21 protein-coding genes and 4 tRNA genes are annotated in these 24,070 nt (G+C 63.8%); 12 read left to right on the top strand and 13 right to left on the bottom strand.

Features of this window, described 5'->3' with window-relative positions; all coding sequences use genetic code 11:
- Positions 1–31: 31 nt before the first annotated feature.
- Complete coding sequence (locus tag HWQ56_RS22340; RefSeq protein WP_176571798.1) at positions 32–577, bottom strand: TetR/AcrR family transcriptional regulator; 546 nt, start codon at positions 575–577, stop codon at positions 32–34.
- 89 nt (positions 578–666) lie between these two features.
- On the opposite strand from HWQ56_RS22340, the gene HWQ56_RS22335 reads away from it, so the two are divergent.
- The 3 genes from HWQ56_RS22335 (at position 667) to HWQ56_RS22325 (ending at position 5,078) form a co-directional block, all read left to right on the top strand.
- On the top strand, positions 667–1,851 hold the full coding sequence (locus HWQ56_RS22335) for an MFS transporter (RefSeq protein WP_176571797.1): 1,185 nt from the start codon (positions 667–669) through the stop codon (positions 1,849–1,851).
- 88 nt (positions 1,852–1,939) lie between these two features.
- Entirely contained in the window at positions 1,940–3,091 is a 1,152-nt protein-coding gene (locus tag HWQ56_RS22330) for a TDT family transporter (RefSeq protein WP_176571796.1), read from the top strand.
- Positions 3,092–3,203: 112 nt separating this feature from the next.
- Complete coding sequence (locus tag HWQ56_RS22325; RefSeq protein WP_176571795.1) at positions 3,204–5,078, top strand: MFS transporter; 1,875 nt, start codon at positions 3,204–3,206, stop codon at positions 5,076–5,078.
- 29 nt (positions 5,079–5,107) lie between these two features.
- Here HWQ56_RS22325 and sugE read toward each other — a convergent pair whose 3' ends face one another.
- The 3 genes from sugE to rdgC form a co-directional block, all read right to left on the bottom strand.
- The gene (gene sugE / locus HWQ56_RS22320; protein WP_158154241.1) at positions 5,108–5,422 is read right to left on the bottom strand and encodes a quaternary ammonium compound efflux SMR transporter SugE; all 315 of its coding nucleotides are present in this window, start codon (positions 5,420–5,422) and stop codon (positions 5,108–5,110) included.
- 122 nt (positions 5,423–5,544) lie between these two features.
- Positions 5,545–6,477: a bile acid:sodium symporter family protein gene (locus tag HWQ56_RS22315; RefSeq protein WP_176571794.1), complete on the bottom strand. Its 933-nt coding sequence runs from the start codon at positions 6,475–6,477 to the stop codon at positions 5,545–5,547.
- Positions 6,478–6,629: 152 nt separating this feature from the next.
- Positions 6,630–7,550 (bottom strand): recombination-associated protein RdgC, encoded by a 921-nt coding sequence (gene rdgC, locus HWQ56_RS22310; protein WP_158154243.1) that lies wholly within the window; start codon positions 7,548–7,550, stop codon positions 6,630–6,632.
- Positions 7,551–7,713: 163 nt separating this feature from the next.
- On the opposite strand from rdgC, the gene HWQ56_RS22305 reads away from it, so the two are divergent.
- From HWQ56_RS22305 to HWQ56_RS22285, 5 genes are all read left to right on the top strand, one after another.
- Positions 7,714–7,789: transfer RNA gene (locus tag HWQ56_RS22305), tRNA-Val, on the top strand.
- Between the two features lie 19 nt (positions 7,790–7,808).
- Positions 7,809–7,885 (top strand) — tRNA-Asp (locus tag HWQ56_RS22300).
- 166 nt (positions 7,886–8,051) lie between these two features.
- Positions 8,052–8,127: transfer RNA gene (locus HWQ56_RS22295), tRNA-Val, on the top strand.
- Between the two features lie 19 nt (positions 8,128–8,146).
- Positions 8,147–8,223 (top strand) — tRNA-Asp (locus HWQ56_RS22290).
- Positions 8,224–8,449: 226 nt separating this feature from the next.
- Complete coding sequence (locus HWQ56_RS22285; protein ID WP_176571793.1) at positions 8,450–9,136, top strand: DJ-1/PfpI family protein; 687 nt, start codon at positions 8,450–8,452, stop codon at positions 9,134–9,136.
- Positions 9,137–9,223: 87 nt separating this feature from the next.
- Here HWQ56_RS22285 and HWQ56_RS22280 read toward each other — a convergent pair whose 3' ends face one another.
- The 3 genes from HWQ56_RS22280 to HWQ56_RS22270 form a co-directional block, all read right to left on the bottom strand.
- Entirely contained in the window at positions 9,224–11,665 is a 2,442-nt protein-coding gene (locus HWQ56_RS22280; RefSeq protein ID WP_158158877.1) for a penicillin acylase family protein, read from the bottom strand.
- 231 nt (positions 11,666–11,896) lie between these two features.
- Entirely contained in the window at positions 11,897–12,103 is a 207-nt protein-coding gene (locus tag HWQ56_RS22275) for an SEC-C metal-binding domain-containing protein (RefSeq protein ID WP_158158879.1), read from the bottom strand.
- Between the two features lie 81 nt (positions 12,104–12,184).
- Positions 12,185–12,802: an energy transducer TonB gene (locus HWQ56_RS22270; RefSeq protein WP_176571792.1), complete on the bottom strand. Its 618-nt coding sequence runs from the start codon at positions 12,800–12,802 to the stop codon at positions 12,185–12,187.
- Between the two features lie 92 nt (positions 12,803–12,894).
- Here HWQ56_RS22270 and HWQ56_RS22265 point away from each other — a divergent pair, with 92 nt between their 5' ends.
- From HWQ56_RS22265 to HWQ56_RS22255, 3 genes are all read left to right on the top strand, one after another.
- The gene (locus tag HWQ56_RS22265; RefSeq protein WP_158156910.1) at positions 12,895–13,677 is read left to right on the top strand and encodes a class I SAM-dependent methyltransferase; all 783 of its coding nucleotides are present in this window, start codon (positions 12,895–12,897) and stop codon (positions 13,675–13,677) included.
- A 125-nt stretch (positions 13,678–13,802) separates the two neighbouring features.
- Positions 13,803–15,980, top strand: coding sequence for a TonB-dependent receptor (locus HWQ56_RS22260; protein WP_176571791.1), 2,178 nt, complete (start codon positions 13,803–13,805; stop codon positions 15,978–15,980).
- 103 nt (positions 15,981–16,083) lie between these two features.
- Complete coding sequence (locus HWQ56_RS22255; RefSeq protein ID WP_176571790.1) at positions 16,084–17,430, top strand: Fic family protein; 1,347 nt, start codon at positions 16,084–16,086, stop codon at positions 17,428–17,430.
- Positions 17,431–17,503: 73 nt separating this feature from the next.
- Here the strand turns inward: HWQ56_RS22255 and HWQ56_RS22250 are convergent, their stop codons facing one another.
- From HWQ56_RS22250 to plsB, 3 genes are all read right to left on the bottom strand, one after another.
- Complete coding sequence (locus tag HWQ56_RS22250; RefSeq protein WP_158156904.1) at positions 17,504–18,193, bottom strand: DUF4197 domain-containing protein; 690 nt, start codon at positions 18,191–18,193, stop codon at positions 17,504–17,506.
- Positions 18,194–18,203: 10 nt separating this feature from the next.
- Positions 18,204–18,620, bottom strand: a complete 417-nt coding sequence (locus HWQ56_RS22245) for a YbaY family lipoprotein (RefSeq protein ID WP_176571789.1) — start codon at positions 18,618–18,620, stop codon at positions 18,204–18,206.
- A gap of 63 nt (positions 18,621–18,683) precedes the next feature.
- A complete protein-coding gene (plsB, locus tag HWQ56_RS22240; protein ID WP_176571788.1) occupies positions 18,684–21,167 on the bottom strand; it encodes a glycerol-3-phosphate 1-O-acyltransferase PlsB in 2,484 nt (827 codons plus the stop codon).
- A gap of 187 nt (positions 21,168–21,354) precedes the next feature.
- On the opposite strand from plsB, the gene HWQ56_RS22235 reads away from it, so the two are divergent.
- Positions 21,355–21,564, top strand: a complete 210-nt coding sequence (locus tag HWQ56_RS22235) for a cold-shock protein (protein WP_008366335.1) — start codon at positions 21,355–21,357, stop codon at positions 21,562–21,564.
- A gap of 114 nt (positions 21,565–21,678) precedes the next feature.
- Here HWQ56_RS22235 and HWQ56_RS22230 read toward each other — a convergent pair whose 3' ends face one another.
- Genes HWQ56_RS22230 through dapE form a run of 3 tightly spaced genes read right to left on the bottom strand, consistent with a single transcriptional unit; the run spans position 21,679 to position 24,038 of the window.
- The gene (locus HWQ56_RS22230; protein WP_158156898.1) at positions 21,679–22,056 is read right to left on the bottom strand and encodes a hypothetical protein; all 378 of its coding nucleotides are present in this window, start codon (positions 22,054–22,056) and stop codon (positions 21,679–21,681) included.
- An 18-nt stretch (positions 22,057–22,074) separates the two neighbouring features.
- On the bottom strand, positions 22,075–22,887 hold the full coding sequence (locus HWQ56_RS22225) for a putative RNA methyltransferase (protein ID WP_158156914.1): 813 nt from the start codon (positions 22,885–22,887) through the stop codon (positions 22,075–22,077).
- Entirely contained in the window at positions 22,887–24,038 is a 1,152-nt protein-coding gene (gene dapE, locus HWQ56_RS22220) for a succinyl-diaminopimelate desuccinylase (RefSeq protein ID WP_158156896.1), read from the bottom strand. Before dapE ends, HWQ56_RS22225 begins: the two co-directional genes overlap by 1 nt.
- Between the last annotated feature and the right edge of the window lie 32 nt (positions 24,039–24,070).

Here is a 24,070-nt window from a genome sequence, read left to right as displayed (position 1 = left end):
GCGTCAGCGCCGACCAAGGTCGCACTGCGGCCTAACGCCTCAGGCTGAGGTTCACCAGTTCATGCATGTGCTCAAGCGAGGGCGCCGATTCGGCGAACAGGATGCGGTACACCACCGGTGCAACGATCAGGTTCAGCAAGTGGTCGGCATCCGGCGCCGGTTCACCGCGCTTCACCGCGCGCGCGAGTATCGTCTGCAATTGCCCGCGCAGCACCGTGGCGCATTGGCTGGAACAGCCGCTGGCGATGAAGTCGCGCATCATGTTGCGCCCCGGTTCCGAGTTCATCTCGTCCAGGTACTGCTCGGCCCAGGCCAGCAGGTCGTTGCGCAAGGTGCCGGTGTCCGCAGGCGCGCTGTCCGGGCGCAGGCGCGCCAGGCTGACGTCGGCCAGCAGGGCGGCCAGCTCACCCCAGCGGCGGTATATGGTGGAGGGCGTAACGCCCGCGCGGCTGGCGATAAGCGGCACGGTCAAGCTGTCGCGCTCTTGTTCCTGGAGCAGGGCGCGCACGGCCGCGTGGACTGACTCTTGTACACGGGCACTGCGGCCGCCCGTGCGAATACCTTCTTTGATAGCCATTGAACGACCTTAACACAAAGCGTTTGCTTTAAGCGCGGAGCGGGTGCAGACTCTGCTAATGCAATGAATTAGCTTTTGCGGAGGCTACCATGTCCTACGTGTTGTCAGCCAGAAGCAGCCTGGCCTACCTGTCGGTGGTGCTGCTGACATTCCTGGCGGCGTCCAGCGCGCCCACCCCCTTGTATCACGTGTACCAAGAGGCCTGGCAGTTCTCGCCGGGCATGCTGACCATGGTGTTCGGGGTGTACGCGCTAAGCCTGCTGGCGGCGTTGCTGACCGTGGGTTCGCTCTCGGATTATATCGGCCGGCGCCCGGTGTTGCGGGTAGCCCTGTTGCTGAACATGCTGTCGATGCTGGCGTTCATCTATGCCCGCGACGTCAGCTGGCTGCTCGCCGCCCGGGTTGTGCAGGGGTTCGCCACGGGCATGGCCACCAGTTCCCTGGGCGCAGCCCTGCTGGATAACGACCGCAACAAGGGGCCGCTGCTGAACAGCCTGGCGCCGTTGCTGGGCATGGCGCTGGGCGGTTTGGGCAGTGGGCTGCTGGTGCAATATGCGCCGTGGCCCACTGGCCTGGTGTACGCGGTGGTGCTCGGTGTGCTGGTGGTTCAGGCAGTGCTGCTGGTGTGGTTGCCGGAAAGTGTCAGCGCGCAGCCGGGCGCCCTCGCCTCGCTTCGCCCGCGCCTGAGCGTGCCGCCGCAGGCCAGGGCGGCCGTGTGGCGCATGCTGCCGGTGAACACGGCAGTGTGGATGACCGGTGGCTTCTTTCTGTCGCTGGCGCCTTCGCTGGTGCGGGCGGCGACGGGCTCTACCTCCAACCTGATCGGCGGGGCGCTGGTGGCAACGCTGACGCTCAGTGGCGCGGGCGCCATCTATGCGCTGCGCACGGTCGCAGCCGAGAAGGTGCTGCGCCTGGGCACGGTGCTGTTGGCCATCGGCATTGGCCTGGTTCTGCTGGCGGCCAATCAGCAGGCGCTGACGCTGTTCTTCGTCGGCGCGGTCATCGCCGGCGCCGGTTTCGGCAGTGGCTTTCTGGGCTCCGCGCGCAGCGTGCTGCCACTGGCCCATGCCCACGAGCGGGCTGGGTTGATGTCGACGTTCTATGTGCTCAGCTACCTGGCGTTCTGCGCGCCGGCGATCCTGGCGGGTTTCCTGGTGCGCAGCATTGGGTTGGTGGCCACCAGCGACGGTTACGGCATGCTGCAGATCGCCCTCTGTGTCGTGGCGCTGGTCGGCATGTGGCTGCGACGCGGCGTCCGCGCCATATCGGCATAATCGATGACCTATAGCTAAACTACCCGTTTAGCAGATAAGTCAAAGACGGCTAGCATGGTTTCACCTCACACGAGGACAGGAGAAACCCATGCACCGCCCCGTTCCGTTGGCCCGCCGGCCCTTCAGCGCTTTGCAGCACCCCCGCGAAGTGATTCGTCAATTTACCCCCAACTGGTTTGCCGTGGTCATGGGCACCGGTGTGCTTGCTTTGGCCATGGCGCAGTTGCCGGCCAACGGGCCATGGCTGCCGGCACTGGCGCACGCTTTGTGGGGAGTGGCACTGGTGTTGTTTGCGCTGTTCGCGGTGCTCTATGGCGCGCGCTGGGTGCTGTTCTTCCATGAGGCACGGCGCATTTTCGGCCACTCGACCGTGTCGATGTTCATTGGCACCATTCCCATGGCCCTGGCGACGTTGCTCAACGGCTTCATTCTCTTCGCCCTCCCAGGGGTGGGCGATGCCGCACTGCCCTGGCTTCAAGCGCTGTGGTGGCTGGATGTGGGCCTGTCGCTGGCATGTGGCGTGGGTATTCCGTTCCTGATGTTTACCCGACAACAGCACAGCATCGATCAGATGACGGCGGTCTGGCTGTTGCCCGTGGTGGCGGCCGAGGTCGCCGCTGCCAGCGGTGGCCTGCTAGCGCCGCACCTGCTGGACCCGGCGGCGCAGTTCAGCATGCTGGTCACCAGCTACGTACTGTGGGCCTTCTCGGTGCCCGTAGCCTTTGCCATTCTGACCATCCTGATGCTGCGCATGGCGCTGCACAAACTGCCCCATGAAAGCATGGCCGCGTCCAGCTGGCTGGCGCTCGGCCCTATCGGCACCGGTGCCCTGGGCATGTTGCTGCTGGGCGGCGATGCCCCGGGCATCCTCGCCGCCGCTGGGGTGTTGCCGGGCGTGGGCGACATGCTCGATGGCCTGGGGGTCATCAGCGCGTTGATCCTGTGGGGCATGGGGCTGTGGTGGATGCTGCTGGCGGTGTTGATCACGCTGCGCTACTTGCGCGCGGGCATGCCGTTCAACCTCGGGTGGTGGGCGTTCATCTTCCCGCTGGGGGTATACACCCTGGCCACCCTGCGCTTGGGGCATGTGTTGCATCTGGCTTTCTTCAGCCTGTGCGGTCAGGGGTTGGTGGTGTGCCTGGGGATGCTGTGGGCGGTGGTGATGACCCGGACTCTGCGCGGGGCGTGGCGAGGTGAATTGTTTGTGTCGCCGTGCATTGCAGCGGCACGCGGGCAATGAACAGTTACACAGATTCGCTAATCTAGGACGGCAGATGTGGCCTGGAGGGTAGTCGGCTGCATCCAATGGCAAAAGCCTATGCCGTTAGCGGCGCCACCAAGGTGCAAGGACGATGAGTCACCCCTCGCAATTCAGTCTGTTGGGCAAGCGGCGTTTCCTGCCGTTTTTCCTTACCCAGTCCCTGGGTGCTTTCAACGACAACGTGTTCAAGCAGTCGCTGATCCTGGCGATTCTCTACAAGTTGAGCATCAGCGGTGACCGCACCCTCTGGGTCAACCTATGTGCGCTGCTGTTCATCCTGCCGTTCTTTCTCTTCTCGGCGCTGGCCGGGCAGTTTGGCGAGAAATTCGACAAGGACGCGCTTATCCGGGTGATCAAGATCGGCGAGATCGTGATCATGGCCGTGGGCGCCACGGGCTTTGTCTTTGATCACCTGTGGATGATGCTGGCGGCGCTGTTCGCCATGGGCACCCACTCGGCGCTGTTCGGGCCGGTAAAGTATTCGATCATGCCCCAGGCGTTGCGCGAGGAAGAGTTGGTAGGTGGCAATGGCCTGGTGGAGATGGGCACGTTCCTGGCAATTCTGGCCGGCACCATCAGCGCCGGGGTGATGATGTCCCAGGCTCACTACGCACCTGTCGTCAGTACGGCGATTGTCGGGGTGGCAGTGTTGGGGTACCTGGCCAGCCGCGCCATTCCGCCCGCCGCGGCCGATACGCCGCAGCTGAAACTGGACTGGAACATTTTCAGCCAGTCGTGGGCCACCCTGAAAATGGGCCTCAGGCAAGCCCCGGCAGTGTCGCGCTCGGTGGTGGGCAACTCGTGGTTCTGGTTCGTCGGGGCAATCTACCTGACCCAGATTCCGGCCTACGCCAAGGACTGGCTCAACGGCGATGAAACCGTGGTCACCCTGATTCTCACGGTATTTTCCGTGGGCATCGCCCTGGGCTCGGTGCTGTGCGAGAAGCTCTCGGGGCGCAAGGTCGAGATTGGCCTGGTGCCCTTCGGCTCATTTGGTCTGACGTTGTTTGGTTTGTTGCTGTGGTGGCACTCAGGCGACTTCGCCCAAGGCCCGGCGAACAATGACTGGTTGACCGTGCTGGGCATCGGCCAGGCCTGGTGGGTATTGCTGGATATCCTGGGCCTGGGCGTGTTCGGCGGCTTCTATATCGTGCCGCTGTATGCGCTGATTCAATCGCGCACCGCTGAAAATGAGCGAGCCCGGGTCATTGCGGCCAACAACATTCTCAATGCGTTGTTCATGGTGGTCTCGGCCATTGTCTCGATCCTGCTGCTGAGCTTCGCCAAGCTGTCGATCCCGCAGTTGTTCCTGGTGGTGTCGGTGATGAACATCGCGGTGAACGCCTACATCTTCAAGATCGTGCCCGAGTTCACCATGCGCTTCATGATCTGGCTGCTCAGCCATTCCATGTATCGGGTGGAGCACCGCGACCTGGAACGCATTCCTGACGAGGGCGCTGCGTTGCTGGTGTGCAACCACGTGTCCTTTGTGGACGCGCTGCTGATTACCGGCGCGGTACGGCGGCCGATTCGCTTCGTGATGTATTACAAGATCTTCCAGCTGCCGGTGCTCAATTTCATCTTCCGCACCGCCGGGGCCATTCCCATTGCCGGACGCGGGGAAGACCTGCTGATCTACGACCAGGCGTTCAAGCGCATCGCGGCCTGCCTCGCGGACGGTGAGCTGGTGTGTATTTTCCCTGAGGGCAAATTGACCGGTGATGGTGAGATCAGCGAGTTCAAGAGTGGGGTGACCACGATATTGGCGCAGACCCCGGTACCGGTGATTCCGCTGGCCCTGCAGGGGCTGTGGGGCAGTTTCTTCAGTCGTGACCCGGCCAAGGGATTCTTCCGTCGGTTATGGTCGCGCGTGACGCTGGCTGCGGGGCAGCCGGTGCCGGCCGAGGACGCCAAGCCCTCGCGGCTGCGCGCGCGTGTCAGCGAGCTGCGCGGCGAGGGGCGCTGAACCTGGCTGCCTTGCAGGGGCCGGCGCCGTCAGGTGCTGGCCTTGAGGCCGGCAAGGCCCAGCACGATCAGCAGCACGCTGACGATGCGCATCGGCGCCATGGATTCGCCAAACAGAATGATGCCAGCGATTACCGTGCCCACCGCCCCCACGCCTGTCCAGATGGCGTAGGCGGTGCCCAGCGGCAGTTCACGCACGGCCAGGCCTAGCAGGCCGAGGCTGGCCGCCATGGCGGCAACGGTAAGCAGGGTAGGCAAGGGGCGCGTGAAGCCATCGGTGTACTTCAGGCCAATGGCCCAACCGACTTCGAACAGGCCCGCAAGGAAAAGGATCAGCCAGGACATGGCAACCTCCATCAATTGATTCAAGTGATGGGGCCGTCCCCGAACGAAAAAGTGCGCATCGACGGGTCGTCCCGTGGATGCGCACCATAGTGCCCAACTTCGCCGGTCCCGGCAAGGCGCCCCTAGGGGCGGTCGTCCATCTTGCGGAAGAACGTTGCCAGCAACGCGCCGGAGATGTTGTGCCATACGCTGAACAGCGCGCTAGGCACCGCCGCCAGCGGCGAGAAGTGCGCGCTGGCCAGCGCCGCGCCCAGCCCCGAGTTCTGCATACCCACTTCCAGCGCCAGCGACTTGCGCTGGGCCAGCGGCAACTTGAACACGCGCCCGGTGACATAACCCAGCACGAAGCCGAAACTGTTGTGCAGCAACACCACCGCCATGATCAACAGGCCTGACTCGGCGATCTTCGCCTGGCTGGCAGCGACCACGGCGCAGACGATCATGACGATACTGACCACCGACACCAACGGCAGCACTTCGACGGCGTAGCGCACCCGGTCACCGAGCAGGCGCTGGGCGATCACCCCCAGCACGATGGGCAGCATCACCAATTGCAGGATCGACCAGAACATCTCCATGAACGAAACCGGCAGCCAGGCCGATGCCAGCAGCCAGATGAGCGCAGGGGTCAGCAGTGGCGCGAGCAGGGTGGTCACGGCGGCGATGGCCACCGACAGCGCCAGGTCGCCCTTGGCCAGCCAGGTCATCACGTTGGAAGCGGTGCCACTGGGGCAGCAACCCACCAGAATCACGCCCACGGCGATCTCGGCCGGAAGGTGAAACAGCTGGCACAACAGCCATGCCATGCCCGGCATGATCACGAAGTGCGCCACCACCCCCAGGCACACCCGCCACGGGTGCCGGCTGAGTTCGGCAAAGTCATCGAGCTTGAGGGTAAGGCCCATGCCGAACATCACCAGGCCCAGCAGCGGCACGATCAGCACTTTCAAGGCGATAAACCATTGCGGGAACAGGAACGCCAGGATGGCGAACAGCAAGACCCAGTAAGCGAAGGTGTTGCCGACAAAGCGGCTGAGGGCGGCCAGGGCGCGCATGGTGTTTCCTTCTTATGGATGTAGAGATGTGGGACCGGGCGTAGCTCGGGAAAAGCACGGCGCGGGGTGCCTGATACACCGCGTCGTGCTTTTCCCGAGCTGCGCCCGGTCCCACAGGGTGCAGCATGGCTTTCAGCTTATAGCGCGCAGCGTCAAATCCCCTGAGGCAGTTCTTCGCCGCCCAGGGCTTCGAACAGCGCCGGCAGGAATTCGCCAAACGTCAGCATCATCAGGGTGAAGCTGGCATCCAGTTGGCCCAGTGCCTCGTCGCCGCCGTCTTCTTCGGCCTGGTCTTGCAGCAGTTCTTCGAACTTCAGGCGCTTGACCACCATCTTGTCGTCCAGCACGAACGACAACTTGTCCTGCCAGGCCAGCGACAGTTGGGTCACCAGTTTGCCAGTGCTCAGGTGCAACTGGATCTCGTCAGCGGTCAGGTCCTGGCGCTTGCAGCGCACGATGCCGCCATCTTCCTCGGCGTCGCGCAGTTCGCATTCGTCCAGCACATAGAAGTCAGGGGCGGCGGTCTGGGTCTTGACCCACTCGGTCATCACCGCGGTTGGCGAGGTTTTCACGGTCAGTGGGCGCACGGGTAGCGAGCCCAGTACTTCACGCAGGGTCGACAGCAGGTCTTCGGCACGCTTGGGGCTGGCCGAGTTGACCAGGATCAGGCCTTGCTTGGGCGCGATGGCGGCGAAGGTGGCCGAGCGACGGATAAAGGCGCGCGGCAGGAAGGCCTGGATGATCTCGTCCTTGATCTGGTCACGCTCTTTCTTGTAGACCTTGCGCATCTGTTCGGCTTCGATCTCTTCGACCTTTTCCTTGACGGCATCGCGCACGACGCTGCCCGGCAGGATGCGCTCTTCCTTGCGGGCCGAAATCAGCAGGAAATCGCCGCTGACGTGGACGAGGGGGGCGTCTTCACCCTTGCCGAAGGGCGCGACGAAACCATAAGTGGTCAGCTCCTGGCTTGCACAGGGGCGCGCGGGCTTGGTGGCCAGTGCGGTTTCCAGGGCCTCGGCGTCGAAGGGGATATCTTGGGTCAGGCGGTAGACAAGCAGGTTTTTGAACCACATGGGGTGAATCACTCCTCAACACATAAGGGGCGCATTATTGTCCCGTGTGAGGGCGCAGGCCAACCCTGCGCTAAGTGTTTGGAAGGCTTCGAAAAATTAATTTAAAAAATGCTTGCCAGGCCATAGGTGCGTCCGTAGAATGCGCGCCACACCGAGAGACAAAGGGTGATTAGCTCAGCTGGGAGAGCATCTGCCTTACAAGCAGAGGGTCGGCGGTTCGATCCCGTCATCACCCACCATTCTCTCTATGTGTGTCGCGCAGCGGTAGTTCAGTCGGTTAGAATACCGGCCTGTCACGCCGGGGGTCGCGGGTTCGAGTCCCGTCCGCTGCGCCATATTAGGAACCACGAACACTGAACGCCTGGTACCCAAAAAGAAACCTGCCTTGTGCAGGTTTTTTTTCGTCTGCAGGAAACCACTCATATCGTGGCCGGGTCGTGCAATTTTGTGTTGCCATGTCAGCGATCCATCCGTACAATGCGCGCCACACCGAGAGACGAAGGGTGATTAGCTCAGCTGGGAGAGCATCTGCCTTACAAGCAGAGGGTCGGCGGTTCGATCCCGTCATCACCCACCACTCGCTCCACGTGTATCGCGCAGCGGTAGTTCAGTCGGTTAGAATACCGGCCTGTCACGCCGGGGGTCGCGGGTTCGAGTCCCGTCCGCTGCGCCATATCAGGAACCAGGAACACTGAACGCCTGGTACCAAAAAGAAGCCTGCCTAGTGCAGGCTTTTTTTCGTCTGCGGATTTTCCTCTCCACCGCAAATACCCTGGGTAGGGGCGCGTATGCGTCTAAAGCTAATACCAAAATGGCGCGTTCAGAGGTGCAATCGGTATAACGCTCCAAACCTGTCTGCCCTAAAGTGCCTAGCATTCCAAACGGCCAGGGAGGCATCCATGTCCTCGAGTTCTATCCATATCGGTCTTGTTCTTTTCCCAAATGTCACCCAGCTTGACTTGACGGGTCCTGCCGAGGTTTTCAGCAGGCTCCCGGGGGCCCATGTGCACCTGCTCTGGAAGGATCTCGATCCAGTGGTGACTGATCGCGGCATGCGTATCTTGCCGACCACGCGCTACGACGAGTGTCCGCCGCTGACCGTCATCTGCGTTCCAGGCGGTTCCGGCCAGATCGAACTCATGAGTGACCAGCAGACACTGAACTTCCTGCGTAAGGTAGCAGCTGGTTGCCAGTTGATAACCTCGGTTTGCACGGGGTCGCTCATCCTTGGCGCGGCGGGGTTGTTAACGGGGTATAGGGCTACGAGCCATTGGTCTTCCATCGACCAATTGGGGTTGCTGGGGGCTGAGCCTGTCCATGCGCGAGTGGTGCGTGACCGAGATCGGTTGACCGGTGCTGGTGTCACGTCGGGTATCGACTTTGCGTTGAGCGTGGTTGCGTTACTGGCAGGGGAGGAGGTTGCCCAAAGTATCCAGTTGCAAATGGAATACGATCCTGAACCGCCCTTTCAAGCGGGCTCACCGCGAGTCGCGCCACCAGAGTTGGTGGCGCGGACCAAAGAAAACATGAGCGCTTTTATCGAGCGCCGAAGGATCGCAACAGTGCAGGCTTCCAATAGACTGTAGCGGGCCGCGTCCCTGGTGGCGCATGTGCCAGGGATAGCGGGCCACCGACGCGGTCAAGTCCGCCGGCCGAAAGCCCGCCACCATTTGCTACTTGCCCGGCACCAGCGACAGCCGCTTGCTGCCATAGGTCTTGTCGAAGTTTTGCGGCTGCATCGGGAACGACACGTACTGCCCCTTCAGCCAGGCATCGATGCTGTCGGCATAGTGCGGGCTGGCCGGGTTGCCCGACTGGCCGGTGCTGTTGAGGCCGATCATCGGTTCGGCCAGCGAGAAGTCGACGATCACGCGCATGGCCGGGATCAACCGGGCATCGAAGTTCTCGCCCCAGCTGTAGGCCGAGGTGTTGAGGGTGGTGTGGTCGCCGCCGGCTTGTCGCGATGCCAGTGGAGTGCCCTTGGCGGCCCAGGTGTAGCGGTGCAGGTTGCCCCATTGCCAGGCCTTGTGGTCGCTGCCCAGTTGCTTGTCACCTTCGGTGACGGCGGCGGCCAGGCTACGGGCCAGAATGGTGGGCTTGTCCTCTTTTTGCGGGGTGCGGACATCATCCCAGAACGGGCTGTCCTCCCGCGCCAGCAAGTGGTCGGCTTGCGCCGAGTACGACAGGTTGCCGGCCGCGACGAAGGCTTTCCACGATGGGCTGTCCTCCGGGCCCAGCTCGTCGAGGAATATCTGCTTGCTGCTTTCCTGCAGGAACAATTCGTACAGGGCCGCATCCGCCGACTGTGGTGCCAGGCTGCCATTGAACGCCAGCAGTCGCGCCAAGGCTTCCTGAGCCTTGGCACGGTCGGCGGCCGGCAGGGCGTCGATGGCCTGCTTCAGCGGTTGGGCCATGCCTGGGGCCTGGAACATGGCCTTGAGCTTGGGCGCGAAGGTGGTGGTCTGGTCGTATTGCATGGCGATCATGCTGCGCGTGTCCTGCTTGCCGGCACCGGCCAGTTGCGCCAGGCGCTCGCTACGCTCCGGGTAGTACCAGGAATTGGACAGTTGCATGCCGTAGCCGTGGGGCACGGTGCGTTGGTTGGCCGTGCCCAGCCAGCCTTGCGGCGGGTCTTGGTCGTAGGGGTGCAGCATGGCGTCGGCGAAACCGTCCCAGTCGTAGCGCCCGTCCCAGCCGGGCGACGGCAGCAGGCCACGGCCTTCGCGGCGGTTGGGGAAGCGGCCGGTGACCTGCCAGCCGATGTGCTGGGCGTCGGCGAAAATCATGTTGACAGCCAGGGCGCGGATCTCGCGGCTGGCATCGGAGGCGGCTTCCACTGACTGTGCCCGGGACAGGTCGAACAGCGCGTCCAGGCTCTTGTCGTCCTTCAAGTCCGGGGTTTGCAGGGCCAGGCCCAGGCCTGTGTTGGCCACGCTGTTGAGCAGCGGTCCGTGGCGCGTCTCGTAGACGGCCTCGCGCACCGGGCGTTGGCCCTTGATGATGAAGGTTTCCTGGCGTACCGCGGCCGGGCGCCATTTGCCGTCGGCCAGGTATTGCAACTGGTTGCCCTGGCGTTGGATCTTTTCCAGGAACACGTCCTGGTTGTCACCCATGGTCAGGGTCATGCCCCAGGCGACCTTGCCGTTGAAGCCGGTCAGCACGCCGGGAATGCCGGCCAGTGACACGCCTGCGGCCTGGTACTTCGGTGCGCGAATCTGCACGTAGTTCCACAGCGACGGAATGGCGATGGGCAGGTGGCTGTCGTTGGCGAACAGGCTTCGGCCGTTGCGGGCGTGGTCCGGGCTGATGGCCCAGTTGTTCGAGGCCGCCAGGCCCAGCCCGCTGAGGGTCGCCAGCGTGCCAGTGACCTTGTTCAGCTCAGCGAGGCCCGGCACCTGGCCGCTCAGGTTCAGGCCTTTGAGCTTGTCGGCCTCATCGAACGGCAGCGGTTCGTCGGGGTAGGTGGGCAGCAACCAGGCCAGCTTGTCGGCGCCAACTTTCTGCGCCAGCACCAGCGAAGCGATCTCTTCCTGCAGGTTCACCGACTGGCCGAAGTTGAACAGTGCGAAGATCAGCGCCGAGTCTTCCGGCTTCCAGTATTCAGGCACGTAACCCGCTTCGGCCAGGTCCTGGGGCAGCTTGCCGCGGTAGCGGAACAGGTAGGCGTTGACGCCGCGGGCGTACACCTCGAAGAACCGCTTGAGGCGTGGCGACGCAGCGGCGTACAGCGCATCGGCGCTTTTCTTCAGGTTCACGGTCCGCATGAAGCGGTCGACATCCAGCGCCTGGGGACCTTGCAGCTCGGCCAGGCGGCCTTGGGCCAGCAAGCGCAGGGTGACCATCTGACTAATGCGGTCGCTGGCATTGATGTAGCCCTGGGCAAACAGCGCATCATGGAAGCTGCTGCTTTCGATCAGCGGCATGCCATAGGCGTTGCGGCGCACCGAGACGTTCTGGGCCAGCCCCTTGAGCGGCTGTACGCCACTGTCCGGTGGCACGCTGTCGGCGTAACGGCTTTCGAGCCACGACTGGCAACCGGTCAGGCTGATCAGCCCGGCCAGGGTTGCGGCGGCGCCGAACCGGGGAATGAAATGTGTGAAGGCTGGCGAGGCCATGGCGAGGCTCCTGCGGGGCTGGCGTGTAAAAGGCGCTACGTTAGTGAGCGCCCGCACGCCACGCAAGCGGGTGGCCGTCTTTATTTACAGCATGGGACGGCCGGTGCCCCAGGGCCGGCACGCATGCCCCCGGGGCGCAGGCCCATTGGCTGGCCGGATGTGCCTCGATGGCTGGAAAACAGCGCTTCGATGGTTACCACCGCTGACGCGCGGTGGCTGCGGTGAGTCAGATCAGGCGCCGTGGCACTTCTTGAATTTCTTGCCGTTACCGCAGGGGCACGGGTCGTTGCGGCCGACGTCCTTCAGGGCATTGCGCGCGGGTTCCTGCGGGGCGTGGTTGCAGTGCGGGCCGTGTACATGGCCATGGTCGTGGTCATGGTGACCGTGGTCGTGGTCGTGGTTGCAATCAGGGCCATGGACATGGGGTTGCTGGGTCATCTGGGTGTCTCCGAAATAGATCGGGCGATTATCTCATTGGCGCTGGGGTGTTGATAGGGGGGGAGGGCGGGTGAAAACGCGTCAGGCGGCCAAGCGCAGGTTGTTGACGATCAGCGGCCGCGCCCACCCGGTGTCGTAGGCGAACGCCTTATCCTGCTCGGCCAGGGTCTGCTCGTCGTACGGGACGTGCTTGTCAGCCAGGTCCCACTCGAACTCGGCGATCGGCAGGAACAGTGGCGTCGGCTCGGGCGCGGGGCCAGGTTCGGGCTGTGGCTGGTTGGCGTTCATCACGATGGGGCGTACCCAGCCGTTATCGAAGTCCAGCTGTTTTTGCTGGTCGAGAAGGGCTTCGGGCGGGTACGGTGGGGCGGGCTTGTCCAGCAGTTCGGTGTCGAACTCGGCCTTGGGCAGGAACAGCGGCTCGGGCGGTTGCACTTCGGTGTCCTGTACGTCGCACAGGCGCTGGGAGAGGATCTGCGCCAACACATCGCCCCCACCGGCCGGTTCGACTTCGGGGTCTTGCGCCGCGCCGGGCAGTACCAGGTTACCCTCGGCCGCGTCGCCCACCTGTTCGGCCATGGCCTGGGCGAAGAAGTCCGACCACAGGTGGCTGATGCCACCCAATGCCTGGGTATTCTGGCGGCTGAAGTCGCCATGGGGCGAAATGTAGCCGATCGATGTGGTCTGAAGGTTGCTCATGGCACGTAAGGGCGCTGGCTCTGGCAAAATACCGGACATATTCGTTATCGGCCGCGTGGGCCGATCTTTAACTTTTTTGAGTAGTGGATTCCATGGCACAGCAGCAAGCGGCGGTTCGTATCCGCGTCGAGGCCCAGAACGACGCCCTTCAACCGGTGGCACAGCAGTGGGCGCAGCGCCTGGCATTGCCGCTGGACATCGACGACGCCGAGTTTGCGCTGCAGGCCACCGAAGCCGGGTTGCAACTGCAACAGTTGGGCGAGGATGCGCCAGGGCCGGTGCGGGTCGACTTCGTCGAGGGCGCGGTGGCCCATCGGCGGCTGTTCGGGGGTGGCAGCGGGCAAATGATCGCCAAGGCCGTGGGCGTGCAGCAGGGCGTGCGCCCGCGCGTGCTGGACGCCACCGCGGGCTTGGGCAAGGACGCTTTCGTGCTGGCCAGCCTGGGCTGCGACATGAGCCTGATCGAACGCCAGCCCATCATCGGCGCGCTGCTGGAAGACGGCCTCGCCCGCGCGGCAGGGGACCTGGACGTAGGGGCGATCGTCTCCCGCATGCAGTTGCTCAAGGGCAATGCCATCGACCTGATTCGCGCGTGGGAAGGTGAGCCGCCCCAGGTCATCTACCTGGACCCGATGTTCCCCCATCGAGAGAAGAGTGCCTTGGTGAAAAAGGAAATGCGCCTGTTCCGCCCGCTGGTGGGCGATGACATGGATGCCCCGGCGCTGCTGGCCGCCGCGCTGGCGCTGGCCAGCCACCGGGTGGTGGTCAAGCGCCCGCGCAAGGCACCGTCCATCGAGGGGCCGAAGCCGAGCCACAGCCTGGAAGGCAAGTCGAGCCGCTATGACATCTATCCCAAGAAAGCGCTGAAACCGTGAGTCGTCGCCTGCAGCCCTGCGGTCCTACAGCCCTGAAGTAGGACCCTTCCTGATTTTTTCAGCGCCGGTTTTTTCGCGCTTCTGGCCCATAAACTTCCCCCTCGATTTTGGGGAGGAACCGTTTCATGGCACATCAAAGACAAGGGGGCGCACGGCCCGTTACCGGGTTGGCGCTGATGTCGTGCTCCTGGCTGGCACTGGCCGAGGGTGCGCCGCTGGAGCTCGAATCGCTGCGGATAGAAGCCGAGCGCGAGCGCCAGCGTGCCTACAAGGCCGAGCGCTCGGCCTCGGCCAAGCTCAGCGAGCCGCTGCTGGAAGTGCCGCAGACGATCACGGTGGTCGGCGAGCAGATCATGCGCGAGCAAAATGCCTTGAGCCTGCGCCAGGTGCTGTCCAACGTGTCGGGGATCACCTTCGCGGCCGGCGAAGGCGGTGGCGGCTCCGGCGACCTGATCAACATTCGCGGTTTCGATGCATCGAGCAATCTGCTGCTCGATGGCCTGCGCGACACCGCGCAGACCACCCGCAGCGACGGCTTCAACCTCCAGGCCGTCGAGGTGATCAAGGGCCCCAACTCGGTGTTCGGGGGCGCCGGCACCACGGGCGGCAGCGTCAACCTCGTGAGCAAGACCCCCCAGGCCGAGGCCTTCACCGAACTGGGCGCGGCCCTGGGCACCGACCATTACCGGCGCCTGACCCTGGACACCAACCAGCCGCTTCCCGGCGTGGGCAGCGGCAGCGCAGTGCGCCTGAACCTCATGGCGCACCAGAACGATGTACCCGGGCGCAACCAGATCGACCGCGAGCGCTGGGGCCTGGCGCCGTCCTTGCTGTTGGGGCTGGGGGAGGCTACGCGGCTGACCCTCAGCTACTACCACCAGAAGGACGACAACCTGCCGGACTATGGTTTGCCGACGCTGCGCGGCAAGGTGCTCGACGGGGTCGCCCACGACAGCTACTTCGGCTGGCGCAACCTGGACAAGGACCACATCACCACGGACCGGCTCAGTGCTGTGTTCGAGCATGACTTCGATGAGGGCCTGGCCCTGCAGAACACCCTGCGCTACGCCCGGGTAGACCGGAGTGGCGTGGTTTCGGCTTCCCATGTCAGCCAGGCTGGGCTGCCACCCGGCAAGTATCGGCCGGCTGGCCCCCAGGGGTACGGTCGCGACATCGTGACCGACCAGTGGCTCAACAGCACCAGCCTCACCCGCCGGTTCGACACATTCGGTGTTGGCCATGCGCTGGTGACGGGCCTGGATGTGTCCTATGAGCGCTACCGGCGTGACACCAACAGTTACGCCCAGGTAGGCCTGAAAGATGGCCCTGTCTATGACCTGGCCAACCCGCCGGGCTACTGGCACGGGCCGCTGGACCGCACCCGCGGCGCTTCGGTGCGCAACCGCTTGCAGACCACTGGGCTGTATGTGTTCGACACCCTGAGCTTCACCCCTCATTGGGACCTGGTGCTGGGCCTGCGCCACGACTGGATCGACGGCAGCAGCCTGGAGCGCAAACCCAGTGGTGCGGTGGGGGAACATGAAACCCGCGACACCTTCCTCAGCCATCGCGCCGGGCTGGTTTACAAGCCGGCGCCCAACGGCCGCGTGTACCTGGCCTATGGCAACTCATTCAATCCCTCGGCCGAGAACCTGGTCACCGGCGGCTATGGGGTGACCCAGCAGACGCGAAAGGTAGCCCCGGAAACCAGCCGCACCTGGGAGCTGGGCACCAAGTGGGAAGTGCTCGACGGTGGCTTGCAGCTGGATGCGGCGCTGTTCCGCATGCAGAAAGACAATGTGCGCGAGAAGCTCGAAACCGGCGAGTCGCTGCTGGCAGGGCTGCAACGTGTACAGGGGGTGGAACTGGGCGTGACCGGTCGCTTGAGCCAGCAATGGCAGGTCTTCGCCAACTACAGCTTCCTGCAGAGCGAAACCCTGAAATCACGTGCCAACCCGCGTGCTGAAGGCCAGGCGCTGGCCAACACACCGCCTCGGTCATTCAGCCTGTGGACCGCCTACCAGCTGTCTGAGGATTGGCGCGTAGGGTATGGGGCTCGTCACGTGAGCGAGCGCAACCTGCGCAATGACGAACGCTACAAGCTGGATGGCTACTGGGTACACCAGGCGATGCTCGGCTACCGCGTCAGCCCGGAACTGGACCTTCAGCTGAACCTCGACAACCTGCTGGATACCCGGTACATCGAGCGGGTGAGGGCGGTGACAGGCAGCCAGACGCGGTCTGCGGCGGTGGAGTACGGGGATGGGCGTTCAGCGGTGCTGGCGGCGGTTTATCGGTTCTGATAAACGGCGAACCGTCGTTATCTCAATAATCCGAAAAATTGAGAGATGACTGTTTTTCTGCTGTAATGCTGTCTCAATAAACAGGAATATTGAGACAGCCTCTATGAAGCCGCCCCTTTGCCTCAGCCTCGACGAGGCTGCCAGCCACCCGGCTTTCCTGGCGGCACCTGCGCATTACATGGCCCTGCACGCGGTCGTCGATGACAAGGGGCGCTATTTGCATTTCGATGAGCTACGCCACCGTTGGCCCTCGACACTGGTTCCGATCCTGTGCTGGTCAATGGTCAAGGCGGCCCGCCTCAGTGCGCAGCGGGCGCTGATACCCCTGGGCCAGCCGTTGCAGTGGGGTACCTGGTGCGCGACGCCCCAATCGCATAAGGCAATGGCCTTGGTGGACCGCCATGCCACCCGCGCGGCTATGGAGTACATCACCCGCCAGTTGGGGGAGGCCGCCCACTTCAATTACCTGCTCAATGACTTGATTGAGGACGAGGCCATCAGCAGCAGCCAGTTGGAGGGGGCTGCTACCACCACACTGGTCGCCAAGGACCTGCTCAAGCGTCAACGTCAGCCACGCACCCCGGACGAGCGCATGATTCTGGGCAACTACCGCATGATGAAGTTTGCCTGGGAGCAGCGCCATGCCCCGCTGAGCGTAAAACTGATCGAAGAGATGCATGAGACAGGCGTCACGGGCATCGACGACGACAAGTACACACCGGGCCAGTTTCGCAATCACGACCAGGTGGTCGTGCAGGATGGTGAGGGCAACACCGTGCATGTGCCGCCTCCGGCCGCTGGCTTGGAGGAGCGCTTGCAGCGGTTGGTGGAATGGGTGAACGCCGCACCTGAGAACGTCGAGGAACAGGGCTACCTGCACCCGCTGATCCGAGCAATATCCCTGCATTTCGCCATCGGGTATGAACACCCCTTCCGTGACGGGAATGGCCGGGTCGCCCGGGCACTGTTCTATTGGTTGATGTTCAAGAGTGACTACTGCGTCTTTCGCTACATTGCGATCAGCGTGCTGCTCAAGAATGCGCCCGTCAAATATGGGCGCTCCTACCTGCACACGGAAACCGATGACCTGGACCTGACCTATTTCATCGAGTACCAATGCGGGTTGATCATTCGTGCCGTCACCCAGTTTACCGAAACCTATACGCGCAGCCTCGCTGATGCCCAGGCGTTCGAGCATTGGTGGGTGAACTCCGGGGTGTACGTCCACCTCAATGAGCACCAGCGGGCACTGTTGCAAGTCGCGCGAACCGGCTCAGCCATAGCGTTCACTGCCGTTACGGCGAAGGAGAACCTGGGTTGCTCCTACAACACGGCTTCGGCGGCGCTGAATGGGCTGGTGGATCTGGGCCTGTTCGTAAAGGTCAAGCGCGGCCGCGAATGGGTATTCAGCATGGCGGATAAAAGCCAGATCCGACAAGCCTGGCGGTAACTCAGCCGCCTCCTCGGATGCGGCAGCGGCCATCGGGCCCGTAATGGCCGCTGCGTAGCATCAGGTGCGCGCATCAGAGTGCGCTGAACACCTTCTTGGCCAAGCTGGTCGCCGCCTGCGCCGGGTTTTTGCGGATGCTGGCTTCCTGGTTGGCGATTTCCTTGAACAGGCCGTTCAGCGCCTGTTCGGTCACGTAGCCTTCCAGGTTCGAGTCCTTGGCGTCGATCACACCCAGGCTGGCAGCCTGGCCGGCGAAGCCATTGAACTTCTGCGCCAGGCCGACCTTGTCAGTGGCCTGTTTGACGATGGGCAAAAACTTGGCGCGGATCTGCTCACGGCTGGTCTTGCTCAGGTACTGGGTCGCAGAGTCGTTTCCACCGGTGAGGATGCCCTTGGCATCGGTCACGGTCATCTTCTTCACGGCGTCTACCAGCAGTGCCTGGGCTTGCGGCATGGCGGCTTCGGCCGCCTGGTTCATGCTGGTTTCCAGCGCATCGACCTGGCCGCCCATGCCGAATTTCTTCATGGCCTTGGCGGCCTTGCCCAGTTTGCCCGGCAGTTCGATACGCACGTCAGGGTTGTTGCTGAAGCCGCCGGGGGTGCCCAGTTGCTTGACGGCCACCTGGGCGCCCTGGGTGAGGGCGTCCTTGAGGCCGCCACTGGCGTCGCCCTGGGAAAGGCTGGAAAGGTCCACGGCGAAAGCGTTGGCACAAAGCAGCAAGCCGGCCAACAGGCCGGTGGCGGTAGTGGAGCGACGAAGCATGGCGGCGTCCTTATGGGGCGGGGTTGGGTTGGCGAGCGGGGTTCACGCGAATACGCAGCGGCTGCGGGTCTTTGCCATCCAGTTGCACGCTGTGCTGCTCGGTGCTGATGAACAGAAGTTGGCCCTGCGATTCGATGCGGGCGCTGACGGCGTAGCGGTGCCCAGGCTGGATTTGCCGTGGGTCATAGTTGAGCTGGAAGGGCAACGGCACCTGCCCCGTCACCGGGCCGCTCTGGCGGGCGAGCACCTGAGCGGGTGCGTCCGCCAGGGATACGTCCTGCAGGGTCACGCTCAGGGTGGCCGACGGTGGCAGCGCCATGCGCTGCAGGTAGAACACTTCACCGTCCAGATGGGCCTGGGGCGCGCCGTTGAACGAGCTGCACGCACCCAGCAAGGCGCCGAGCAGTACCAGGGTGAGTTGCTTCATGGGCAGATCTCCGTATCGGGTGCGGCAAAAGAGTGCACAGGATACGGTGATTCGCCCCTGACTTCAGCTTCCCTGGAAGGCTTCATCGCTACGGTGCAAGGCCACCTGCCGAATCGACAGCCGCAGGTCGGCCGGCAGTACCCGCTTGGCGGCGCCTTCGGCCAGTTCCCCCAGCCCCTCCAGGTAACCCAGTTTGCCGTCGGTGTCGCGCCTCAGCACGCCTTGGTCGAGCAGGGTCTGGATGAAGTGGCGGAACAGGCTTTTGTCGAAGAATTCCGGCGCATTCAGGCCATGCAGGATGGACAGGCGCTGGGCCATGATGGTGCAGAGGTCTTCCAGGGCTTCGGCCGTGAGGGTGTTCTGGCCGCTGTTGAGCAGCAGGGCGATGGCCATGTAGAAGCGTTGTAGGGTCTGGTTGATGCTGCGCGACAGCAGGGTCAGCAGCACGAACTTGCGTGAGCTGGGCGCGGGGCGTTGGTAGACCTCGTTTTCGACCCGCAGCAGGCCCTGCTCGACGAATGCCGCCAGCCATTGATCGATGACGCCTTCGAGTTCCTCTACCGACCAGCGAATGAACAGTTCGGCCTGCAGGTACGGGTACAGTGCCCGGGTATAGCGCAGCAGCTGCTCGCGGCTCATGCGTGCGCTGCTCTGGAAGAAGCTGGCCAGGAGGGCGGGCAGGGCGAAGATGTGCAACACGTTGTTGCGGTAGTAGGTCATCAGTACCGCGTTCTGCTCACCCAGGTAGAGAATCTTGCCCAGGGCGTCACTTTGTTCGGACAGCAGGTCCATGGCCTTGACGTGGTCGATGAGCGCGCGGCCATCGCCTTCGGGCAGGGTGGTGTGCGGCGAGTAGGGCACCTTGCGCAACAGCGCCAGGTACAGGTCCAGCACCCGGGCCATGGCGGCATCGTCCAGGGCCAGGCGTGTAGTGGACAACAGCGCCAGCGCCACCAGGTTCACCGGGTTGATGGCTGCGGCCTCGTTGAGGTGGCGAGCCACCTGGGCGCCCAGGCGGTGGGTGGTTTCGTGCAGCCAGTGGGGCTTGAACTGCGGGCCGTGGTCCTGTTCGCGCCAGCCGGGTTGCTCGGTGTCGAGGAATTCGGCCAGGCGGATGGGTTCGCCGAAGTTCACCGCCACCTGGCCGAAACGCTGCTTGAGAGCGCCAATGACCTTGAAAATGTCGAAGATCGATTCTTTCTTCTTGCTGGCCCCGCGCAGCTCGCCCAGATAGGTGCGGCCTTCCAGCACCCGCTCGTAGCCGATGTACACCGGCACGAAGACGATGGGCATGCGCGAGGAGCGCAGGAAGCTGCGCAGGGTGATCGCCAGCATGCCGGTCTTGGGTTGCAGCATGCGCCCGGTGCGCGAGCGGCCACCCTCGACGAAATACTCCACCGGGAAGCCCTTGGTGAACAGGGTGTGCAGGTATTCGTTGAACACCGCCGTGTACAGCGGGTTGCCCTTGAAGGTGCGGCGCATGAAGAAGGCGCCGCCGCGGCGCAGCAGGCCACCGATGACCGGCATGTTCAGGTTGATGCCCGCGGCAATGTGCGGGGGCGTCAGGCCGTTGCGAAACAGCAGGTAGGACAGCAGCAGGTAGTCGATGTGGCTGCGATGGCAGGGCACATAGATGACCTCGTGCCCGGGGGCGATCTGCTGCACGCCTTCGAGGTGGTTGACCTTGATGCCGTCGTAGATCTTGTTCCAGAACCAGCTGAGCACCACCTCCAGGAAGCGGATGGCGGTGTAGGTGTAGTCCGAGGCAATCTCATTGCCATAGCGCAAGGCCTGCGCCTCGGCCTTGGCCAGGGGAATGTTCTGCCGCTCGGCTTCTTCGCTGATGGCCTGGCGCACTTGGCTGTCGTGGATCAGGCCCTTCACCAGGTTACGCCGGTGGGAAATATCCGGACCAATGACCGCGGCCTTGAGGTTACGAAAATGCACCCTCAAGAGGCGTTGGGCCATGCGCAGGGTGCGTTCGTGGTCCTTGTTCTGGGCAACCAGTTCGCGCAAATGGATAGGTGCGGAGAATTGCACGCGGGTCTTGCGGCCCAGGATCAGGATGCTGACCAGCCGGCGCAGACGGCCTGTGACGGCCCAGCTGTCGGCGAACAACAGCTTCCAGGGGCTGGACTCGCTGGCGGGCGATTGGCCCCAGAACACGCTGACGGGAATGATTTGTGCATCTTCTTCGGCATTCTGGCTGATGGCCGCGATCAACCGCTCCAGGGTCGGCGGTGCGCCGCGCTTGTCCTGGCGCCCTAGCCAGTCCGGGGCGGGGGTAAGGTAGAAGAACGCAGCGGGTTCTACCCGATCGCCGACCGCCACCGGCAACACCGGGCGCGGCAGGCCGGCCTTGGTGCATTCGGTGTCCAGCACCGCCAGGTCACTGGCCGACGGCGACTGCAACACGTAGAACACCGGCCGGCTGCGGTCCAGGTTCAGGGTGAATGACGACTGGTTGATGGTCTCGGAACGGACCCACAGGTACAGCAGTCGGCGCAGGGTGCCAAAGGCAAAACGGCGGAACGGGAAACGGGTCATAAGGCCTGTGCTTGCTTGAAACGGATGCTCGGCACTGTACAGGGTCGATCGTCTGGCAAAAAGCGCCGCCGTCATAATAATTGTGACAGGCGCGGCCTATACTCGACCGCGCCTGCCAAAGGAGCGCCGGCCTCTCAGGGGGCGGGCAACAGCGGGTCCATAAATAGAAATAAACGGAGTAGTGCCGATGTCGTCTCGTGAGACAGGAAGCGTCAAGTGGTTCAACGATGCCAAGGGCTATGGCTTTATCCAGCGTGAGGGCGGGGCGGACGTGTTCGTGCACTTTCGCGCCATCCGCGGCGAGGGGCATCGCTCGCTGGTAGAGGGGCAGCAGGTGGAATACGCCCTGGTCGACGGCCCCAAGGGCCCGCAGGCCGAGGACGTGCAGGGCCTCTGAGGACTGCGCTGCACGTTTGCAGCAGCGGGCAAGCTCGGGAAAAGCAAGGCCCGATCGATCGGGTTACCCGCCTCCCGAGCTTCGCCCGGTACTCTTGGAGGGTTGCCTGGGAGTTCAGCTGGTACGCCAGGTGATCTGCTCTTCGCCCTCTTCGCTGACGCGAATCCAGGTGTCAGCGCTTTCCTCGCCTTCCTCTTCCACCCAACTGCCCGGGGCGCAGCGCACTTCCACCTGCAACGCGGCGAACGCGGCGCGGGCACAGGCGATGTCGTCATCCCAAGGGGTCTGGTCGCTTTCCAGGTACAGGCTGTTCCACTTGCCCACGGCCTTGGGCAGCCAGGTCACGGGCACGCCGCCAGCGGTGCATTTCCACGTCTGGCCTTTCTGCACCCAGTCGCTGCACGGGCCCAGGGCCTCGCCCAGCCAGGCGGCGATGGCCTTGTGGTCGACGTCGGCGTCTTTGAGGTAAATCTCGATATCGGGTTGGCGCATGGACGTACTCACTTGGAATCAGGGTTGCAGCACGAAATAATCGTAACGCATGGACACGGTCACCACGAAGGGGCGTGGCTGCTCGATGACCTGGGCGCGACGTTCGGCACTGGCACGCCAGCCGTGGGGTGTCATGGCCAGCAGGTTGGCACGCGACGGGCCGTCGATCAGCTTGATCTTGAATTTCAGGGTCTCGCTGTGGGCCAGCGCCATGCCCTCGGGCACTTGCAGCAGATGCTTGTCGTCCACGTATTCGCGCACTTCATCATAAAGCTGTTCGCGCAACTCCATCAGGTGCTCGCGGGTGGGCCCCACGCGCATCAGGCCGCCACCGGGCACCAGCAGGCGCTTGGCTTCCTGCCAGTCCAGCGGGCTGAAGACGCTGGCCAGAAACTGGCAGCTGGCGTCGGGCAGCGGAATGCGTGCCATGCTTGCCACCAGCCAGGTGACTGCCGGGTTGCGCTTGCACGCGCGCTTCACGGCTTCGCGGGAGATGTCCAGGGCGTAGCCGTCGGCCCGGGGCAGGGCTTCGGCGATCTGCGCGGTGTAATAGCCTTCGCCGCAGCCGATGTCGAGCCAGCGCCCGGGCTGGCGCTCGGCCGCCAGTTCCGCCAGGCGCTGGGCCACGGGGGCGTAGTGACCGGCGTTGAGGAAGTCGCGGCGGGCCTCGACCATGGCCTGGTTGTCACCCGGGTCGCGGCTGTTCTTGTGCTGCACCGGCAACAGGTTCAGGTAACCCTGGCGGGCGCGGTCGAAGCTGTGCCCGGCGGGGCACACCACGCCGTTGCCGGCCTTGGCCAGGCCAGCGTTGCAAATGGGGCAGGTGAGCATCATGCGAGCAGCTTCACCAGGGTCTGGTAGTAGATCTCGGTCAACACGTCGAGGTCGCTGGCCAGCACGCGCTCGTTGACCTGGTGAATCGTAGCGTTGACCGGGCCCAGTTCGACCACCTGGGTGCCCAGGGTGGCGATGAAGCGGCCATCGGAGGTACCGCCGCTGGTGGAGGCCTGGGTGTCACGGCCGGTGACGGCCTTGATGCTGGCCGACACCGCGTCCAGCAATGCCCCGGGCTCGGTGAGGAACGGCAGGCCCGACAGCGCCCAGTCCACGTGCCAGTCCAGTTCGTGTTTGTCGAGGATCGCCGCGACCCGGGCCTTGAGCCCTTCCACCGTGGATTCGGTGGAGAAGCGGAAGTTGAACACCGCGGTCAGTTCGCCGGGAATCACGTTGGTGGCGCCCGTGCCCGCATTCAGGTTCGAGACCTGGAAGCTGGTCGGCGGGAAGAAGGCGTTGCCGTCATCCCAATGTTCGGCCGCCAGTTCCGCCAGGGCCGGGGCTGCTAGGTGAATGGGGTTGCGAGCCAGGTGCGGGTAGGCCACGTGCCCTTGCTTGCCGCGCACGGTCAGGGTGGCGCCCAGGGAACCACGACGGCCGTTCTTCACCACATCGCCCACCAGGCGGGTGCTCGAGGGTTCGCCGACGATGCACCAGTCCAGGCGCTCGTTGCGCGCGGCCAGGCGCTCGACCACGGCCTTGGTGCCGTGATGGGCAGGGCCCTCTTCGTCACTGGTGATCAGGAAGGTGACGCTGCCGCGATGGTCGGGGTAGTCGCCGACGAAACGCTCGGCCGCCACCAGCATGGCCGCCAGGCTGCCTTTCATGTCGGCGGCGCCACGGCCGCACAGCATGCCGTCGGCGTCGATCAGGGCGTCGAAGGGGTCATTCTGCCAGGCCGCGACCGGGCCGGTGGGCACCACGTCGGTGTGGCCGGCGAAGCACAGCACCGGGCCTTCCTGGGTGCCGTGGCTGGCCCAGAAGTTGTCGACGTCTTCGATCCGCATGGGTTCGAGCGTAAAGCCGGCATCCCCCAGGCGCTGCATCATCAGCTTCTGGCAATCGGCGTCCACAGGGGTCACCGAAGGGCGGCGGATCAGGTCGCAAGCGAGTTGCAGCGTGGGCGAAAGGTCGGCGTGGGCCGTCATGAAAGACTCCGGATACAGAACGGGCAATGAAG

The sequence above is a fragment of the Pseudomonas eucalypticola genome, from assembly GCF_013374995.1.
Classification (GTDB): Bacteria; Pseudomonadota; Gammaproteobacteria; order Pseudomonadales; family Pseudomonadaceae; genus Aquipseudomonas; species Aquipseudomonas eucalypticola.
This window is presented reverse-complemented; position numbering and strand designations above follow the sequence as displayed.

Coding starts and splice junctions, on each gene's coding strand:
- HWQ56_RS22335 (WP_176571797.1), top strand. CDS start 667: ATGTCCTACGTGTTGTCAGCCAGAAGCAGCCTGGCCTACCTGTCGGTG.
- HWQ56_RS22245 (WP_176571789.1), bottom strand. CDS start 18,620: ATGAAGCAACTCACCCTGGTACTGCTCGGCGCCTTGCTGGGTGCGTGC.
- HWQ56_RS22250 (WP_158156904.1), bottom strand. CDS start 18,193: ATGCTTCGTCGCTCCACTACCGCCACCGGCCTGTTGGCCGGCTTGCTG.
- HWQ56_RS22235 (WP_008366335.1), top strand. CDS start 21,355: ATGTCGTCTCGTGAGACAGGAAGCGTCAAGTGGTTCAACGATGCCAAG.
- HWQ56_RS22265 (WP_158156910.1), top strand. CDS start 12,895: ATGGCACAGCAGCAAGCGGCGGTTCGTATCCGCGTCGAGGCCCAGAAC.
- HWQ56_RS22280 (WP_158158877.1), bottom strand. CDS start 11,665: ATGGCCTCGCCAGCCTTCACACATTTCATTCCCCGGTTCGGCGCCGCC.
- HWQ56_RS22230 (WP_158156898.1), bottom strand. CDS start 22,056: ATGCGCCAACCCGATATCGAGATTTACCTCAAAGACGCCGACGTCGAC.
- rdgC (WP_158154243.1), bottom strand. CDS start 7,550: ATGTGGTTCAAAAACCTGCTTGTCTACCGCCTGACCCAAGATATCCCC.
- HWQ56_RS22275 (WP_158158879.1), bottom strand. CDS start 12,103: ATGACCCAGCAACCCCATGTCCATGGCCCTGATTGCAACCACGACCAC.
- HWQ56_RS22315 (WP_176571794.1), bottom strand. CDS start 6,477: ATGCGCGCCCTGGCCGCCCTCAGCCGCTTTGTCGGCAACACCTTCGCT.
- HWQ56_RS22330 (WP_176571796.1), top strand. CDS start 1,940: ATGCACCGCCCCGTTCCGTTGGCCCGCCGGCCCTTCAGCGCTTTGCAG.
- sugE (WP_158154241.1), bottom strand. CDS start 5,422: ATGTCCTGGCTGATCCTTTTCCTTGCGGGCCTGTTCGAAGTCGGTTGG.
- HWQ56_RS22260 (WP_176571791.1), top strand. CDS start 13,803: ATGGCACATCAAAGACAAGGGGGCGCACGGCCCGTTACCGGGTTGGCG.
- HWQ56_RS22325 (WP_176571795.1), top strand. CDS start 3,204: ATGAGTCACCCCTCGCAATTCAGTCTGTTGGGCAAGCGGCGTTTCCTG.
- plsB (WP_176571788.1), bottom strand. CDS start 21,167: ATGACCCGTTTCCCGTTCCGCCGTTTTGCCTTTGGCACCCTGCGCCGA.
- HWQ56_RS22255 (WP_176571790.1), top strand. CDS start 16,084: ATGAAGCCGCCCCTTTGCCTCAGCCTCGACGAGGCTGCCAGCCACCCG.
- HWQ56_RS22270 (WP_176571792.1), bottom strand. CDS start 12,802: ATGAGCAACCTTCAGACCACATCGATCGGCTACATTTCGCCCCATGGC.
- HWQ56_RS22340 (WP_176571798.1), bottom strand. CDS start 577: ATGGCTATCAAAGAAGGTATTCGCACGGGCGGCCGCAGTGCCCGTGTA.
- HWQ56_RS22285 (WP_176571793.1), top strand. CDS start 8,450: ATGTCCTCGAGTTCTATCCATATCGGTCTTGTTCTTTTCCCAAATGTC.
- dapE (WP_158156896.1), bottom strand. CDS start 24,038: ATGACGGCCCACGCCGACCTTTCGCCCACGCTGCAACTCGCTTGCGAC.
- HWQ56_RS22225 (WP_158156914.1), bottom strand. CDS start 22,887: ATGCTCACCTGCCCCATTTGCAACGCTGGCCTGGCCAAGGCCGGCAAC.